This is a genomic window from Streptomyces sp. NRRL B-24572, from assembly GCF_002156145.1.
In the GTDB taxonomy this organism is placed as follows: domain Bacteria; phylum Actinomycetota; class Actinomycetes; order Streptomycetales; family Streptomycetaceae; genus Streptomyces; species Streptomyces vietnamensis.
Window position 1 is genome coordinate 1 of sequence record NZ_MWIG01000401.1, and the last position, 15,807, is coordinate 15,807.

13 protein-coding genes and 1 tRNA gene are annotated in these 15,807 nt (G+C 70.6%); 7 read left to right on the plus strand and 7 right to left on the minus strand.

Features of this window, described 5'->3' with window-relative positions:
* The first annotated feature begins 19 nt into the window (after window positions 1–19).
* The 3 genes from CCN56_RS23320 (at window position 20) to CCN56_RS23330 (ending at window position 4,158) form a co-directional block, all read left to right on the plus strand.
* Complete coding sequence (locus tag CCN56_RS23320; RefSeq protein WP_256962104.1) at window positions 20–892, plus strand: Ppx/GppA phosphatase family protein; 873 nt, start codon at window positions 20–22, stop codon at window positions 890–892.
* 370 nt (window positions 893–1,262) lie between these two features.
* A complete protein-coding gene (locus CCN56_RS23325; protein ID WP_086829684.1) occupies window positions 1,263–2,645 on the plus strand; it encodes an NAD(P)/FAD-dependent oxidoreductase in 1,383 nt (460 codons plus the stop codon).
* Between the two features lie 217 nt (window positions 2,646–2,862).
* Window positions 2,863–4,158 carry a cyclopropane-fatty-acyl-phospholipid synthase family protein gene (locus CCN56_RS23330; RefSeq protein ID WP_086829686.1) on the plus strand — a complete coding sequence of 432 codons (1,296 nt, stop codon included), beginning with the start codon at window positions 2,863–2,865 and terminating at the stop codon, window positions 4,156–4,158.
* A 57-nt stretch (window positions 4,159–4,215) separates the two neighbouring features.
* Here CCN56_RS23330 and CCN56_RS23335 read toward each other — a convergent pair whose 3' ends face one another.
* Together CCN56_RS23335 and CCN56_RS23340 are read right to left on the minus strand one after the other, a co-directional pair.
* Complete coding sequence (locus CCN56_RS23335) at window positions 4,216–6,744, minus strand: ABC transporter permease (protein WP_086829688.1); 2,529 nt, start codon at window positions 6,742–6,744, stop codon at window positions 4,216–4,218.
* 49 nt (window positions 6,745–6,793) lie between these two features.
* Window positions 6,794–7,564 carry an ABC transporter ATP-binding protein gene (locus tag CCN56_RS23340; RefSeq protein ID WP_041129567.1) on the minus strand — a complete coding sequence of 257 codons (771 nt, stop codon included), beginning with the start codon at window positions 7,562–7,564 and terminating at the stop codon, window positions 6,794–6,796.
* A gap of 379 nt (window positions 7,565–7,943) precedes the next feature.
* Here CCN56_RS23340 and CCN56_RS23345 point away from each other — a divergent pair.
* Window positions 7,944–8,028 (plus strand) — tRNA-Leu (locus tag CCN56_RS23345).
* 8 nt (window positions 8,029–8,036) lie between these two features.
* Here the strand turns inward: CCN56_RS23345 and CCN56_RS23350 are convergent.
* Window positions 8,037–8,651, minus strand: coding sequence for a hypothetical protein (locus CCN56_RS23350; RefSeq protein WP_086829690.1), 615 nt, complete (start codon window positions 8,649–8,651; stop codon window positions 8,037–8,039).
* Between the two features lie 183 nt (window positions 8,652–8,834).
* Here CCN56_RS23350 and CCN56_RS23355 point away from each other — a divergent pair, with 183 nt between their 5' ends.
* Complete coding sequence (locus CCN56_RS23355; protein ID WP_086829692.1) at window positions 8,835–9,737, plus strand: Bax inhibitor-1/YccA family protein; 903 nt, start codon at window positions 8,835–8,837, stop codon at window positions 9,735–9,737.
* A 93-nt stretch (window positions 9,738–9,830) separates the two neighbouring features.
* On the opposite strand, the gene CCN56_RS23360 is transcribed toward CCN56_RS23355, so the two are convergent.
* Entirely contained in the window at window positions 9,831–10,061 is a 231-nt protein-coding gene (locus CCN56_RS23360; RefSeq protein WP_041129565.1) for a DUF4287 domain-containing protein, read from the minus strand.
* 109 nt (window positions 10,062–10,170) lie between these two features.
* On the opposite strand from CCN56_RS23360, the gene CCN56_RS23365 reads away from it, so the two are divergent.
* Entirely contained in the window at window positions 10,171–10,500 is a 330-nt protein-coding gene (locus CCN56_RS23365) for a hypothetical protein (RefSeq protein ID WP_086829694.1), read from the plus strand.
* A gap of 35 nt (window positions 10,501–10,535) precedes the next feature.
* Here CCN56_RS23365 and CCN56_RS23370 read toward each other — a convergent pair whose 3' ends face one another.
* From CCN56_RS23370 to CCN56_RS23380, 3 genes are all read right to left on the minus strand, one after another.
* Window positions 10,536–11,378 carry a hypothetical protein gene (locus tag CCN56_RS23370; RefSeq protein WP_041129563.1) on the minus strand — a complete coding sequence of 281 codons (843 nt, stop codon included), beginning with the start codon at window positions 11,376–11,378 and terminating at the stop codon, window positions 10,536–10,538.
* Window positions 11,379–11,679: 301 nt separating this feature from the next.
* On the minus strand, window positions 11,680–12,900 hold the full coding sequence (locus CCN56_RS23375; RefSeq protein WP_086829696.1) for an acetyl-CoA C-acetyltransferase: 1,221 nt from the start codon (window positions 12,898–12,900) through the stop codon (window positions 11,680–11,682).
* 133 nt (window positions 12,901–13,033) lie between these two features.
* Window positions 13,034–14,026, minus strand: a complete 993-nt coding sequence (locus CCN56_RS23380) for an SGNH/GDSL hydrolase family protein (RefSeq protein ID WP_086829699.1) — start codon at window positions 14,024–14,026, stop codon at window positions 13,034–13,036.
* Between the two features lie 118 nt (window positions 14,027–14,144).
* Here CCN56_RS23380 and CCN56_RS23385 point away from each other — a divergent pair, with 118 nt between their 5' ends.
* Entirely contained in the window at window positions 14,145–15,533 is a 1,389-nt protein-coding gene (locus CCN56_RS23385; protein WP_086829701.1) for a cystathionine beta-synthase, read from the plus strand.
* Window positions 15,534–15,807 lie beyond the last annotated feature (274 nt).

Here is a 15,807-nt window from a genome sequence, read left to right on the forward strand (position 1 = left end):
CCTCGTCGCCGACGTCGCTGTGCCCGACGGCGCCTCCGGCGCGGGCTCGACGGGCGAGCTGATCGAGCTGGACCGGCGGATGACGATCGTCCGGCTCGGCCAGGGCGTCGACAAGACCGGGCGGCTGGCCCCCGAGGCCCTGGAGCGGACCTTCGCGGCCTGCCGCGAGTACGCCGCGGTCATCAAGGACCTCGGCGCCGAGCGGATCCGCTTCGTCGCCACCTCCGCCTCCCGCGACGCCGAGAACCGCCAGGACTTCGTGGACGGGGTCGTGGAGATCCTGGGCGTCGAGCCCGAGGTGATCACCGGCGACCAGGAGGCCGAGTTCTCCTTCACCGGCGCCACCGGCTCGCTGCACGGGGACGAGCGGCGCCTGGTCCTGGACATCGGCGGCGGCTCCACCGAGTTCGTGGTCGGCAACCGGCACGTCGAGGCCGCCCGCTCCGTCGACATCGGCTGCGTCCGGCTCACCGAGCGGCACGTCCGCCACGACCCGCCGACCGCCGAGGAGGTCGCCGCGATCCGCGCCGACGTCCGCACCGCGCTCGACCTGGCCGCCGAGACCGTCCCGATCGACACGGCCGACACCCTCGTCGGGCTCGCCGGCTCGGTCACCACGGTCGCCGCGATCGCCCTCGGGCTCCCGGAGTACGACTCCGAGAAGGTCCACCACTCCCGGATCACGGCCGCCCAGGTCGCCGAGGTCACGGACCGGCTCCTCGCCTCCACCCACGACGAGCGGGCCGCGATCCCCGTCATCCACCCCGGCCGGGTCGACGTGATCATCGCCGGAGCCCTTGTCCTGCGGGAGATCGTGGAGCGCGTCGGAGCCTCCGAGGTCGTCGTCAGCGAGCACGACATTCTCGATGGGATCGCCCTATCCGTGGCATAGCGGGCGCCTATCGAGCCCTCCTGCGACACCCCGTCGGAAAAGGTTCGTGAAGTTCTTCACAAGGAAAAGGGCCCTGATGGCGCCCGAGGAAGGTCATTAGGCCCTCCGAGGGGCGTCTCGGGGCCCTTTCGCAGGTCCGGAGGCCGATTCGCTCGATGTTTCCATCGTGTGAAGGAGGAGTCCGGTTCAGCGTTAACGGGGGCTCTCCAGGCCAGTTCACAAGGGGTGAACAACGTTCGCCCTTGCATCCCGGTTCCTTTGCAGCACCATGACATGGATCACGTGGGCGGCGGAGTGTAGCAGAGGTGCCCCCGAAGCTTGTGAAGGGGCGCACGAGCACCCCCCTCAGGAGGGGTGGATACTCGATCCCATGAGCACCACGGAGCGTCCCAGGATCCTCGTAGTAGGCGGCGGGTACGTAGGCCTGTACGCAGCTCGGCGCATCCTCAAGAAGATGCGCTACGCGGAGGCGACCGTCACGGTCGTCGACCCGCGGTCGTACATGACCTACCAGCCCTTCCTCCCCGAAGCCGCCGCCGGCAGCATCTCGCCGCGTCACGTCGTCGTCCCGCTGCGACGCGTCGTCCGCGGAGCGGAGGTGCTCACCGGCCGGGTCACCACCATCGACCAGGACCGCAAGGTCGCCACGATCGCGCCGCTCGTCGGCGAGGCGTACGAGCTGCCGTTCGACTACCTGGTCATCTCGATGGGCGCGGTCTCGCGCACCTTCCCGATCCCCGGCCTCGCCGAGCAGGGCATCGGCATGAAGGGCATCGAGGAGGCCATCGGCCTGCGCAACCACGTCCTCGAGCAGCTCGACAAGGCCGACTCGACCACCGACGAGGAGGTCCGCCGCAAGGCGCTGACCTTCGTCTTCGTCGGCGGTGGCTTCGCCGGCGCCGAGACGATCGGCGAGGTCGAGGACATGGCCCGCGACGCCGCGAAGTACTACCAGAACGTGTCGCGCGAGGACATGCGCTTCATCCTGGTCGACGCGGCCGACAAGATCCTTCCCGAGGTCGGCCCGAAGCTCGGCCAGTACGGCAAGGAGCACCTGGAGTCCCGCGGCATCGAGATCTACCTCGAGACCTCCATGGACTCCTGCGTCGACGGCCACGTCGTCCTGAAGAACGGCCTCGAGGTCGACTCCAGCACGATCGTCTGGACCGCCGGTGTGAAGCCGAACCCGGCTCTCTCCCGCTTCGGTCTGCCGCTCGGCCCCCGCGGCCACGTGGACTGCAACGAGAAGCTCCAGGTCAACGGCCTCGACTACGTCTGGGCCGCGGGCGACAACGCCCAGGTCCCGGACATGGCCGCGATCAAGGCCGGCGTCCCGCGCGAGCGCGCCTGGTGCCCGCCGAACGCCCAGCACGCCCTGCGCCAGGCCAAGGTCCTCGGCGACAACGTGGTGGCCGGCATGCGCGGCTTCCCGCAGAAGGAGTACAGCCACGCCAACAAGGGCGCCGTGGCCGGCCTCGGTCTGCACAAGGGCGTCGCCATGATCGTCATGGGCAAGATGAAGATCAAGCTCAAGGGCCGTCTCGCCTGGTACATGCACCGTGGCTACCACGGCATGGCGATGCCGACCTTCAACCGCAAGATCCGCGTCTTCGCCGACTGGACCCTCGGCATGTTCCTCAAGCGCGAGGTCGTGTCGCTCGGTGCCATGGAGACGCCGCGCGAGGAGTTCTACGAGGCGGCCAAGCCCGCCCCGGCGCCGGCCGCCCCGGCGCAGGAGAAGGCCAAGGCCTGACCCGTGGCACCCCTGTAGTACCGGCAACACCCGCAGTACCAGCAGTACAAGAGCAGTACACGCAAGGCCGTAAAAGGGCCGTCCGCCATCCGTGGTGCGGACGGCCCTTCGCGTGTTTTGCCGACTTCTTGCGCGGCGGCGGGACTGTAAACGCCTACGGAGGGTGTTCCCTTGGTGACGAGCATTTCTGGGGCACGAGATCACGGAGGTGTGCACCATGGCCGACGCCGCGTCGCGGCTGACGACACTCGCCGAGGAACTCCTCGGAGGACCGCTCCCGGTCCGTCTGCGAGCCTGGGACGGCAGCGAGTCCGGGCCCGAGGGCGGCCCCGTCCTGATCGTCCGCGACCGCCGGGCCCTGCGCAGAATGATCTGGAAGCCCGGCGAACTGGGCCTGGCACGCGCCTGGGTGGCCGGTGAGATCGACGTCGAGGGAGACCTCTACGAGCTCCTGGACCGCCTCTCGGGCCTCCTGTGGGAGCGCGGCGGGGAGACCAGGAGCCTGCTCGACTCCGTACGCGATCCGAGGCTCCGCGCCGCAGCCCGCGCCCTGCTGCGGCTCGCCGGGCCCCTGCCGCCGCCGAAGCCCCCGGCCGAGGAGGTGCGCGGCCGCCACGGCAGCCGGCACAGCAGGCGCCGCGACAAGCAGGCGATCAGTCACCACTACGACGTGGGCAACGACTTCTACGAACTGGTCCTCGGTCCTTCGATGGTCTACTCGTGCGCGTACTGGACCGAGGACGGGACGCTCGAGGACGCCCAGCGCGACAAGCTGGACCTCATCGCCCGCAAGCTGAACCTCAAGGAGGGCGACCGGCTCCTCGACGTCGGCTGCGGCTGGGGCTCCATGGCCATCCACGCGGCCCGCGAGTACGGGGCGAAGGTCGTCGGCGTCACCCTCTCCCGCGAGCAGGCCGCCTTCGCGCGCAAGCGGATCGCCGACGAGGGCCTCACCGACCTCGTCGAGATCAGGGTCCAGGACTACCGCGACGTCGCCGACGGCCCGTACGACGCGATCTCCTCGATCGGCATGGCCGAGCACGTCGGCTCCGCGAGGTACCGGGAGTACGCCGACGACCTGTACGCCCTCCTCAAGCCCGGCGGGCGGCTCCTGAACCACCAGATCTCCCGGCGCCCCGAGCCCGACGAGGACGCCTACGAGATCGACGCCTTCATCGACGCGTACGTCTTCCCCGACGGCGAACTCGCCCCCATGGGCCGCACCCTGACGACCCTGGAGGACGCCGGCTTCGAGGTCCGGGACGTGGAGGCGATCCGCGAGCACTACGCGCTCACGCTGCGCCGCTGGGTGGCCAATCTGGAGGCCGACTGGGACCGGGCGGTCCGGCTCATCTCGCCCGGCCGGGCCCGGATCTGGCGGCTCTACATGGCGGCCTCGGCGGTCTCCTTCGAACGCAACCGGATCGGCGTGAACCAGTTCCTCGCGGTGAAGACGCCGGTGTCGGGGAAGAGCGGGACGGCGCTGCGGCCGCGGGTCTGGCAGGAGCGCTGAGCATGGCGAAGGGCCGGGTTCCCACGGAAACCCGGCCCTTCGCGCGCGTACCGGCGGCTACTCGGCCTTGATCGCGGACAGCATGTTCAGCTTCGCCGCGCTGCGGGCCGGCCACAGGGAGGCGAGGACGCCGACCAGGGCGGCCAGGACCACGAAGAGTCCGACGCGGTCCCAGGGCACGACCAGACCGTAGCCGGGCAGGCTGCTCTCGAAGGTCTTGCCGAGGGCCCAGGCGAGGAAGGTGCCGAGACCGATGCCGACGATCGCGCCGAACACCGAGATGACCACGGCCTCCAGACGGACCATCCGCTTCACCCGGCGCCGGTCGAGACCGATCGCCCGGATCATTCCGATCTCCTGCTGCCGCTCGAAGACGGACATCGCGAGGGTGTTGACGACACCGAGGACGGCGATGAGCAGAGCCATGGCGAGCAGGCCGTACATGATGTTCAGGAGCAGGTTGATCTGCCCGCCGAAGGTGTCTCGGATGTCCTTCTGGTCGAGGACGGTGATGGCCGGGTTGTCACCCATGGCCTTGGCCAGCGCCCGTTCGTTCGCGTCGCTCGGGCCGCCGTCGGTGGAGACGAAGATCTGCGGGATGTACGGCTGCGGGTCGTGCGCGTCGAGGATCTTCGCGTCCACCAGGACGGGGGAGAGGAACTCGCTGTCCTCGTAGATCGCGCCGACGGTCAGCGTGTCCTTCTTCTTGTCCAGGTACTCGACCGGGACGCTGGAGCCGACCTTCAGGCCGCGGCTCGTGGCGGTCTTGTCCGCGACGGCGATCTTCCCCTCGCCGAGGGACGCCAGCGAACCGTTCACGACCTCGACCTTGAGGACCTTCTCGATGGCGCCGGGGGTGACGCCGGAGGCGGAGACGTACTTGCCCTTGAGGTCGAAGGCGCCCGCCTGCTGCGGGGAGACGGCGGTGACGCCCGGGGCCTTCTCCAGGGCCGTCAGGGCCTCGTGCGACAGGCCGCCGCCGCTGGCCATGGTGACCATGTAGTCGGCCTTGATCTGGTCGACGGTCATCTTGTCCAGGGCCTGGCCGGCGCTGACGCCGATGACCGAGAGGCCGGTGACCAGGGTGAGGCCGATGGCGAGCGCGGAGCCGGTGGCGCCGGTGCGGCGCGGGTTGCGGACCGCGTTGAGGCCGGCGAGCTTGCCGGAGATCCCGAAGACCGTCAGGAGGGGACGGATCAGGGCGATCACGGGCCGGACGAGGAACGGGATGAGGATGATGACGCCGATGAGGGTGGCGAAGGCGCCGCCCGCGATGGTCATGCGGCCCTCGTCGCCCCCGGTGTTCGCGCCGAGCACGATGAGGACGGCACCGATCGCGGTGATCGCGGCGCCGATCGAGTTCCGCACGACCAGGGACTTGGTGGTGGGCGTCGCGTGGACGCTGTTCATCGCGGCGACCGGCGGGATCTTCGCGGCACGGCGGCCGGGCAGCCAGGCGGCCAGCATGGTGATGACGACACCGACGCCGAAGGCGGCCACGGCGGGGGCGGCGCCGAGGACGAGGTCGCCGTCCGGGACCTTCATGTCGAAGGCGGCCATGCCGGAGCGCAGGGCCACGGCGAGGCCGATGCCGAGGACGTAGCCGACGGCGGAGGCGAGCAGGCCGACGATGCCGGCCTCGGTCAGGACGGAGCGGGTGATCTGCTTGCGCGAGGCGCCGACCGCGCGCATCAGGGCCAGTTCCTTGGTGCGCTGGGCGACCAGCATGGTGAAGGTGTTGGAGATCAGGAAGATGCCGACGAAGAGCGCGATGCCGGCGAAGCCGAGGAGGACCTGGTTGAGGGCGCCGAGGCCCGCCTCGATGTCCTCGGCCTGCTGGTCGGCGAGGGCCTGGCCGGTCTGCGCGGTGGCGGCCTTCGGGACGACCTTCAGGACCTCGTCGCGGAGCTTCTCGGCGTCGGCGCCGGGGGCCGCCGAGACGTTCATGTCCGAGTAGTAGCCGGGCTTCAGGTAGAGCTTCTGGGCGACCGGGGCGTCGAAGACGACGAGGCTGCCGCCCGCGTTGACGGCACCGTCCTCGGTGGTGAAGACGCCGGAGAGGGTGAACTCCTTCACCGGGCCGTTGGTGGCGACCCGGACCCGGTCGCCGACCTTGTAGCCGCCCTTGTCGGCGGTGTCCTTGTCGAGGGCGACCTGGTCGGCCGAAGCCGGGCCGTTTCCGACGGTGAAGGCGAGGGCCGGGTCCTTGCCGTCCTTGCCGGGGGCGAAGTTGGTGCCCTTGTTGGACCAGCCGACGCCGATCAGCTTGCCGTTCTTGTCCGGCACGCCGGCGAACCCGTCGACGCGCGGCGCGACGGCGGTGACGCCGTCGAGCTTCGCGACCTCGTCGACGGTCCGCTGGGAGAGGCCGGGGTTCTTGAGGGCCTCCTCCGGGTTCGGCCGGAGGCTGACCGCGACGGCCACGTCGTCGTAGCTCTTGGCCGACTGGCTGCGGAAGGCGTTGGAGAGGGTGTCGGTGAAGACGAGGGTGCCGGAGACGAAGGCCACGCCGAGCATCACGGCGAGGACGGTCATCAGCAGCCGCGCCTTGTGCGCGAGGACGTTGCGCAGGGCGGTACGGAACATTGGGTGGGTCCTGGAGTTCGAGGAGGCGGAGGGCGAGGGCGACTGCGCGTCAGCTCGTACGGCCCTTGGCGTCGAAGGCCTTCATGCGGTCGAGGACGCCGTCCGCCGTCGGGCGGAGCATCTCGTCGACGATCCGGCCGTCCGCGAGGAAGATCACGCGGTCCGCGTAGGAGGCGGCCACCGCGTCGTGGGTGACCATGACGACGGTCTGGCCCAGCTCCCGTACCGAGTTGCGCAGGAAGCCGAGGACCTCGGCGCCCGAGCGGGAGTCCAGGTTTCCGGTGGGCTCGTCGCCGAAGATGATCTCGGGCCGCGAGGCGAGGGCGCGGGCCACGGCCACGCGCTGCTGCTGGCCGCCGGAGAGCTCGGAGGGGCGGTGGCTGAGCCGGCCGGAGAGGCCGAGCATGTCGATGACCTGCTGGACCCACTGCTTGTCGGCCTTGCGGCCCGCGATGTCCATCGGGAGCGTGATGTTCTCCAGGGCCGTCAGCGTCGGCAGCAGGTTGAAGGCCTGGAAGATGAAGCCGATCTTGTCCCGGCGCAGCTGGGTGAGCTGCTTGTCCTTCAGGGTGGAGAGCTCCGTCTCGCCGATCCGGACCGAGCCGGAGGAGAAGGAGTCCAGGCCGGCGACGCAGTGCATGAGCGTCGACTTGCCGGAGCCGGAGGGGCCCATGATCGCGGTGAACTCGCCCTGGCGGAAGTCCACGGTGACATGGTCGAGGGCGACCACCTGGGTCTCGCCCTGTCCGTAGACCTTCGAGAGGTCCGTGGCGCGGGCGGCCACCGCGGTGGCGCGGGACACGGTGGGGGTGGTGGTCACGGGAGGACTCCTGTCACTGCGACGGTGATTCGGGAACCCCTCCATCGTGTCGAGCGTTATGGCCCCGGTCGTCCGCCCACGTGCCCGTTCCGGGGGCCGACTCGAGTCTGACCGGGAGGCCGTCGGGTCCTCCTGAGGTATGACGGCGCCCCTGAGAGGCGCCGCCCCGCCGACGTGACAGAAGTGCGGCGACTTTTCGTCATTCCAGGGGGTGCCGCTTTGCGCCTGCGACCCCCGTCACAGTTTGGCGAAACCGCCCCGACCTGCACTGACGCACCCTCAGACGTCAATAAAATAAGACAACATCGGACCGATGTTCCGCTGATCGGGGGAAGGCGTCCAGATAGGCTCATGTGCCAACGCGGAGCTTCGCGGCGACGCCCGGATGGTGGAATGCAGACACGGCGAGCTTAAACCTCGCTGGCCTTCGGGCCGTACCGGTTCGAGTCCGGTTCCGGGCACCATGGTTTCGCTAGTCCGGCAGCCGCTCCAGCAGCCAGGAGCCGTACTCCTTGGAGAGGAGCGGGCCGGCGGGGCCCGCCTCGGCGGTGATCGTCTCGTCGGCGATCTCCTCGTCGAGTCCGTCGTCCACGCCGCTGTCGGCCAGGCGCAGGAACAGCGGGATCCGCGGCCTGTCACCCATCCGGCTCAGCTCGGCCTCGTCCTCCAACTCGGGGGAGGCGCCGTTGTGGGAGAAGAAGAGCCCCGTCCGGTGGTCGATCCGCTGGTACTCCATGCCCGCGAGGGCGTAGCGGGCGGCGAGGGCGCCCTGCCCGGTTCCGCCGACGGTCAGCCGGGTGTCGCCGTACTGCTCCGCGAGCGCGCGCACGACGGCGTTCTGCACGCTCCCGCCGTCACCCGTCATGGAGCCGTCGGCGGGCAGGCCGAGCAGGACCAGGTCGCGGCCGCGCGCCTTGAGTTCCGAGAGGAGCGAGTACGAGCCGTGGTCCGCGCCCGCGGCGAGGTCGGCGAGCCCGGTGCCGGCGTCGCCGACCAGGAGCACGGGCCGGGTGAGGTTCTCGTCCGCGGTGAAGACCCACGCGGTCGCGTTGCGCAGGGTCCAGGTCTCGTTCGGTTCGGCAGCCATGCGGCACTCCTGTGGAGGGGGTGGTTCCGTACGGGGCGAGCCTGGTGGTGCGGGGACCCCGACCGCCGACGAAGATCGAAAACTTACGGGAAAAGATCCTCCTCGAGCACTAGGGAGTTTCTTTTGCCTACGCATTACTCTTGACGCAGGGTCGCGCCGTGCGGTCCGCCATGGAGGAGTGAGATGAGGAGCAGCAACCCGGTCTTCTCGCGACGGGGGTTCAGCCGCGACGCCGGCTACGCGGGCTTCAACGCGCAGCAGCCGCAGGCCGGGGGCCCCGCCGTCGGAACCAACCCGTACGCCACGGGCAACCCGTACGCCCAGGACGCGACGAACCCGTACGCGACCAACCCGTACGCCCCGCAGGACACCCGGCTCGGCGCCCCGCAGCAGGCCCGCGGCAACGTGATGACGATCGACGACGTCGTGAGCCGTACGGCCATGACGCTCGGCACGGTCGTGCTCACCGCCGTCCTGTCCTGGCTGCTGCTGCCGGTCGACCCCGCGAACCTCAACAAGTCGTACGGCATCGCCGTCGGCGCCGGTCTGGTCGCCCTGGTCCTGTCGCTGGTGCAGTCCTTCAAGCGCAAGCCGACGCCCGCGCTGATCCTGGGCTACGCCGCCTTCGAGGGCGTCTTCCTCGGCGTGCTCTCCGCCGTCGTCTCGACGTACATCGCCGACGGCGTGGTCATCCAGGCGGTCCTGGGCACGATGGCGGTCTTCGCCGGTGTGCTCATCGCCTACAAGATGGGCTGGATCCGCGTCACCCGCCGCTTCTACGGCTTCGTGATCGCCGCCGCGATCGGCTTCATGCTGCTCATGGTGACCAACCTGCTGTTCGCCGTCTTCGCCGGCGGTGACGGCCTCGGCTTCCGCAGCGGTGGCCTCGGCATCGTCTTCGGCATCGTCGGCATCATCCTGGGCGCCTGCTTCCTCGCCCTCGACTTCAAGCAGGTCGAGGACGGCATCACCTACGGTGCTCCGCGCGAGGAGGCCTGGCTGGCCGCCTTCGGTCTCACCATGACCCTGGTGTGGATCTACCTGGAGATGCTGCGTCTGCTGTCGATCCTGCAGGGCGACGACTGACGCGTACCGAGTGACGGAAGGGCCCGCCCGGCTTCGTGCCGGGCGGGCCCTTCCGCTTGCCGGGGAGGCGGGCGGGTCTCAGGCGGGGCGGTCTCAGAGCAGCCTGCGCGCCGCCCGCCGCAGGTCGTACTCGTGGATGATCGCCTTCGCGTGACCGTACGCCAGGTCGTGCGCCCCGCGGAGCCAGCTGACCCGCTCCTCGAAGCGGAGGAGGGAGGGGCCCTCCTCGACGGTGCGCATCCAGTCGGCGATCTCACGGCCGGTGCGGCGCGGGATCCGGGCCAGCAGGTTGCGATGGGTCTCTTCGGAGAAAGTGTGGGACATCGGCGCCTCCGGACGCTTCGTGCCGTGTGCTTCTCGGACTCCTTCCCGTCACCGTGCCGAAGCCTTCGGCCGTTGGCAAGGGGCCCGGGAGGGCGCGTAGGGTCGCGGCGTGCACGATACGACTGAACTGACCACCGCCGTCGAGCGGTTCGCCGACCGGCTGCGGGCGGCCCCGCAGAGCCGCCTCAAGCAGGCCGCGGCGGCCGAAGGGCTGGCCCTGGCCAGGGAGTTGTCGGTGCGCGCCCAGCGCGCCGAGGACCCGGACCGGGAGCCGCGGATCATGCCGGACGCGGGCCTGTTCGCGGTGGGCGACCAAGTCGCCGTCGCCGGGAACGATCTGGCCGAGATCCTGCGAACGGCCCCGGCCGACTCCCGCGCGGGGGAGCTGGACGAGGCCGTGAGGCTGGTACGGGAGGCGGCGGAGCGCTCTGGGCTGTAGGGGCCCCTGTGGTCCTTACGGGTCCTTACGGGTCCTTACAGGGAGGCGATGACGCGGTCCGCGAGGATGTAGACGTTCTCCTCGTCCGAGTCGCCGTACGAGAAGGTCAGGGCGAAGGCGCCGGAGACGCCCGAGCCGCCGAGCAGGACCGGGGTGCGGCCCGAGCGCAGGGCCTCCGCGAGGCGCTCCGCGGTCTCGCGGTGGCCGGGGGTCATGCAGAGCGTGGTGCCGTCCGCGAAGACGTACACGTCGAGCGTGCCGAGCGGGCCGGGGCGCACGTCGGTGAGCGCGGTACGGGTGTCCGCGAGCTCCTCCAGGCGGGCCACCGTCCGCTCGTGGTCGGTGACGACCGGAGTCTGCACCGGCACGAAGTCCGGGTGCGAGGGGTGCCGGCGGCGGGCCGCGGCCAGCTCGGCCGAGTCCTCGGGGTACTCCTCGAAGGAGTCGAAGGAGTCCAGCGGGTCGGGGCCGTCGAGCGCGGCGGCCTCCGCCTCCATGGCCTCCAGGGCCATCGCCTCCATGCCCACGAAGTCGGCCTGGCGCGGCACGAAGAAGGTGCCGTCGTCGACCGGGCCGCCCAGACCGCCGAGCAGGGACGGGGCGTCGGCCGCGTCGCGGGCCTCCTGCGCGGCCCAGAAGGCGCGCGCCTCGGCGAGCTCGCGCTCCCGCTCCTCGGCCAGCGCCTCGGCGACCGCGGCCCGTATCTCCGCGGCGGGCGAGGTGCGGGCCGCGGGGACCGTACCGCCGTGACCGGCGGCCAGCTCGCCCCGGAGGGCGGTGACCTCCTTGCGGAGACCGTGGACGGCGTGCAGGGCAGCAGCGCCCACGGCCGTGGCAGCGGCCGTGGTCAGCAGCAGGGCAAGAGACATGGCGCTCACTGACGTACTCCCGATTCCGAGTCGATCCCCCGACTTCCTACATCAGCTTGTCCTGGGGTGGCGCTCGCTGTCAGTGCATTACGTCACGAATTGGACAGGTATTTCTGCCAGGCGTTTAGTCCCGAAACGGCTCTGACCTGGGAAAACGAACTCCCCCGGGACGTAGGTCACATCCTGGGGGAGATTCGGTCACGGCTCGGACGCGGAGCGGTTGACGCGCTCGGCGCGTGGAGAGCGGGGGCTCTCGGCGCGAGGGCGTCAGAGCGGTCGCGTCAGCGCGGTGGCATCAGCGCCATGGTCATCAGCTGAGGCGCTCGATGACCATGGCCATGCCCTGGCCGCCGCCGACGCACATGGTCTCCAGGCCGAACTGCTTGTCGTGGAACTGGAGGCTGTTGATCAGCGTGCCGGTGATCCGGGCGCCGGTCATGCCGAAGGGGTGGCCGACGGCGATGGCGCCACCGTTGACGTTCACCTTGTCCAGGTCCAGGCCCAGGTCCTGGTAGGACGGGATGACCTGGGCGGCGAAGGCCTCGTTGATCTCGGCGAGGTCGATGTCGCCGATGGTCAGGCCGGCGCGCTTGAGGGCCTGCTTCGAGGCCTCGACCGGGCCGAGGCCCATGATCTCGGGGGAGAGGCCGGAGACGCCGGTGGAGACGATCCGGGCCAGCGGGGTCAGACCGAGCTCGCGGGCCTTGGTGTCGGACATGATCACGAGCGCGGCGGCGCCGTCGTTCAGCGGGCAGCAGTTGCCGGCGGTGACCAGGCCGTCGGGGCGGAAGACCGGCTTGAGGCCCTGGACGCCCTCCAGGGTGACGCCGGCGCGCGGGCCGTCGTCCGTGGACACGACGGTGCCGTCGGGCAGCGTCACGGGGGTGATCTCGCGCTCCCAGAAGCCCTTCTTGATGGCTTCCTCGGCGAGGTTCTGCGACCGTACGCCGAACTCGTCCATCTCCTGGCGGCTGATGCCCTTCCAGCGGGCCAGGTTCTCCGCGGTCTGGCCCATGGCGATGTACGCGTCGGGGACGAGGCCGTCCTCGCGCGGGTCGTGCCAGGTGGAGCCCTCGGACTCGGCGACGGCCTTGGTGCGGGCCTCGGCGTCGGCGAAGAGCGGGTTGTGCGTGTCGGGCAGGGAGTCCGAGTTGCCCTTCACGAAGCGGGACACCATCTCGACACCGGCCGAGATGAAGACGTCGCCCTCGCCCGCCTTGATCGCGTGCAGCGCCATGCGGGAGGTCTGCAGGGAGGAGGAGCAGTAGCGGGTGATCGTGCAGCCCGGCAGGTGGTCCATGCCCATCTGCACGGCGACGATGCGGCCCAGGTTGTTGCCCTGCTCGCCGCCGGGGAGGCCGCAGCCGAGCATCAGGTCGTCGATGTCGCGCGGGTCCAGCTCGGGCACCTTGGCGAGGGCGGCCTGGATGATGGTCGCGGTGAGGTCGTCCGGCCGCAGGTCCTTGAGGGAGCCCTTGAAGGCCCGGCCGATGGGCGAGCGGGCGGTCGAGACGATCACGGCTTCGGGCATCACGGCTCCAGAGGGTGCGGAGTGGGCGGACTGAACAGGAAGTTACCCGTACGTACCGCACGGGTCACCGCCGGAACGGTGTGACGCGGACCTCTTTTCTAAGCGAGCGCTCAGCCGCGGGCCCGCAGTGGCGTCACGTCTGGGTCGCGTCCTCCGGGGACGGGGACGGGGTCTCCGTGGGGACCGGGAGCCGGCGTCGGCGCCGGTGCTTCAGGAGGGCCCACGGGGCACGCGCCCCCGTGACCTCCGTACCGGCCTCCCGCGCCGCCTCCGCCGCCGCCTTCGCCACCGGCAGCATGTTCTCCCGCCGCGCCGGCTCCAGCCGGTCCGTCTCCGGCCAGACGCCGAGCGCCGCGCACAGCGTCGGCAGGACCGCCATCGCCGCCGTCGCGTACCCCTCCGCCGAGGGGTGGAAGTTGTCGATGCCGAACATCTCGCGCGGGTTCGCCGCGAACTCGGGCCCGAGGAGGTCCCCCAGCGACACCGTCCGCCCGCCCTGCTCCACCACCACGATCGTCTGCGCCGCCGCCAGCTGCCGCGAGGCCCGCCGGGCCAGCCAGCGCAGCGGCTGGTAGACCGGCTCGATCGTGCCGAGATCCGGGCAGGTGCCGACGACCACCTCCGCGCCCGCCGTCCGCAGCCTCCGCACGGCCGAGGCGAGGAGCCGTACGGACTCCGTCGGCGGCAGCCGGTGCGTCACGTCGTTCGCCCCGATCATGATCACGCACACGTCCGGGGGGCCGAGGGGCTGCGAGAGCAGCAGCGAGACCTGGCGCTCCAGGTCGTCCGAGCGCGCCCCCGAGAGCGCCACGTTCCGCAGGACCACCGGCCGCTCGGCCACCGCCGCGAGCCCGGAGGCGAGCAGCGCGCCCGGGGTCTGCCCCGAGCGGCGGACCCCCTGGCCCGCCGCCGTGGAATCACCCAGAAGGGCCAGCCGCAGTGGGTCGTCCGTGCCGAACGCCCGGCCGTAGAGGCCGTCCGCCACCGGCGGCAGCGGTGCCGGCGCGCCGTAGACCGTGCGCTTGGCCAGCTGCGCCTCGGCCAGGAGGAGGCCCACCGCCGCCACCCCGATCAGCCCGATGCTCCCGCCGCCGTACGCCGCTCCCGCCGCGATCCGCCGCGCCACCCTCGCCCTCGACATGAGGCCGTCACCTCCTTCAAGCCGTTCAGGGTCTAACTGCCCCGTAACCCGCTCCGACTACGCATACGCTGGCCACACCATTACGGAGACCCCGGAGATTACGGTGCAATTCCACGACTCGATGATCAGCCTCGTCGGCAACACCCCGCTGGTGAAGCTCAACAACGTCACAGCGGGCATTCAGGCGACCGTTCTGGCCAAGGTCGAGTACTTCAACCCCGGCGGCTCGGTCAAGGACCGGATCGCCGTGCGCATGATCGAGGCGGCCGAGGCGAGCGGCGAGCTCAAGCCCGGCGGAACCATCGTCGAGCCCACGTCCGGCAACACGGGCGTCGGCCTGGCGATCGTGGCCCAGCAGAAGGGCTACAAGTGCATCTTCGTCTGCCCGGACAAGGTGTCGCTCGACAAGATCAACGTCCTGCGGGCCTACGGCGCGGAGGTCGTGGTCTGCCCCACGGCCGTCGACCCCGAGCACCCGGACTCGTACTACAACGTCTCGGACCGGCTCGTCCGTGAGACGCCGGGCGCCTGGAAGCCCGACCAGTACTCGAACCCGAACAACCCGCGTTCGCACTACGAGACGACCGGTCCCGAGCTCTGGGAGCAGACGGACGGGAAGATCACCCACTTCGTCGCGGGCGTCGGCACCGGCGGCACGATCTCCGGCACCGGCAACTACCTCAAGGAGGTCAGCGGCGGGAAGGTGAAGGTCATCGGCGCGGACCCGGAGGGCTCGGTCTACTCGGGCGGTTCCGGCCGTCCGTACCTGGTCGAGGGCGTCGGCGAGGACTTCTGGCCGACCGCGTACGACCGGAACGTCACGGACCGGATCGTCGCCGTGTCCGACAAGGACTCCTTCCAGATGACCCGCCGCCTCGCCAAGGAGGAGGGCCTCCTCGTCGGCGGCTCCTGCGGCATGGCGGTCGTCGCGGCCCTGGAGGTCGCCAAGGACCTCGGCCCCGACGACGTCGTCGTCGTCCTGCTGCCGGACTCGGGCCGCGGCTACATGTCGAAGATCTTCAGCGACGAGTGGATGGCCGGCCACGGCTTCCTGGAGGACACCTCCACCGCCACCGTCGCCGACGTCCTGCGTCACAAGGAAGGCGCCATTCCCAGCCTCGTCCACATGCACCCGGACGAGACCGTCGGCCAGGCCATCGAGGTGCTGCGCGAGTACGGCGTCTCCCAGATGCCCATCGTGAAGCCCGGCGCCGGCCACCCCGACGTCATGGCCGCCGAGGTCGTCGGCTCGGTCGTCGAGCGCGAGCTCCTCGACCACCTCTTCACCAAGAAGGCCTCCCTGGAGGACCCGCTGGAGCAGCACATGAGCGCGCCGCTGCCGCAGGTCGGCTCCGGCGAGCCGGTCGCCGACCTGATGGCCGTCCTCGGCGAGTCCTCCGACGCGGCGATCGTGCTCGTCGAGGGCAAGCCGACCGGTGTCGTCAGCCGTCAGGACCTGCTGGCCTTCCTGGCCAACGGCGGCACGAAGTAGGCGGCGCGAAGCAGTTCGTGCGAATGGTACGAGGGCGACACGTACCCGCAGCACCCGCTTAACACGCGTCCGGCAGATTGGTGGTCGTCGACGTCACGGACTTCCGGAGCGGCTCCCGGGCCTCCACAGACGTCGCGGACGCGGTGACCGGCCCTGACCCGGGCCCGTGTCCCTCGCGGGGACCGTCGTCGTCCCGCCCCCCGGTGACGGGGGTGCGACGGTCCCCGCGCCCATCTTCCGGCCGGCCCCGCATCCCGGGGCCAGGGGGTGTCCG

Coding starts and splice junctions, on each gene's coding strand:
- CCN56_RS23325 (WP_086829684.1), top strand. CDS start 1,263: ATGAGCACCACGGAGCGTCCCAGGATCCTCGTAGTAGGCGGCGGGTAC.
- CCN56_RS23330 (WP_086829686.1), top strand. CDS start 2,863: ATGGCCGACGCCGCGTCGCGGCTGACGACACTCGCCGAGGAACTCCTC.
- CCN56_RS23335 (WP_086829688.1), bottom strand. CDS start 6,744: ATGTTCCGTACCGCCCTGCGCAACGTCCTCGCGCACAAGGCGCGGCTG.
- CCN56_RS23350 (WP_086829690.1), bottom strand. CDS start 8,651: ATGGCTGCCGAACCGAACGAGACCTGGACCCTGCGCAACGCGACCGCG.
- CCN56_RS23355 (WP_086829692.1), top strand. CDS start 8,835: ATGAGGAGCAGCAACCCGGTCTTCTCGCGACGGGGGTTCAGCCGCGAC.
- CCN56_RS23360 (WP_041129565.1), bottom strand. CDS start 10,061: ATGTCCCACACTTTCTCCGAAGAGACCCATCGCAACCTGCTGGCCCGG.
- CCN56_RS23375 (WP_086829696.1), bottom strand. CDS start 12,900: ATGCCCGAAGCCGTGATCGTCTCGACCGCCCGCTCGCCCATCGGCCGG.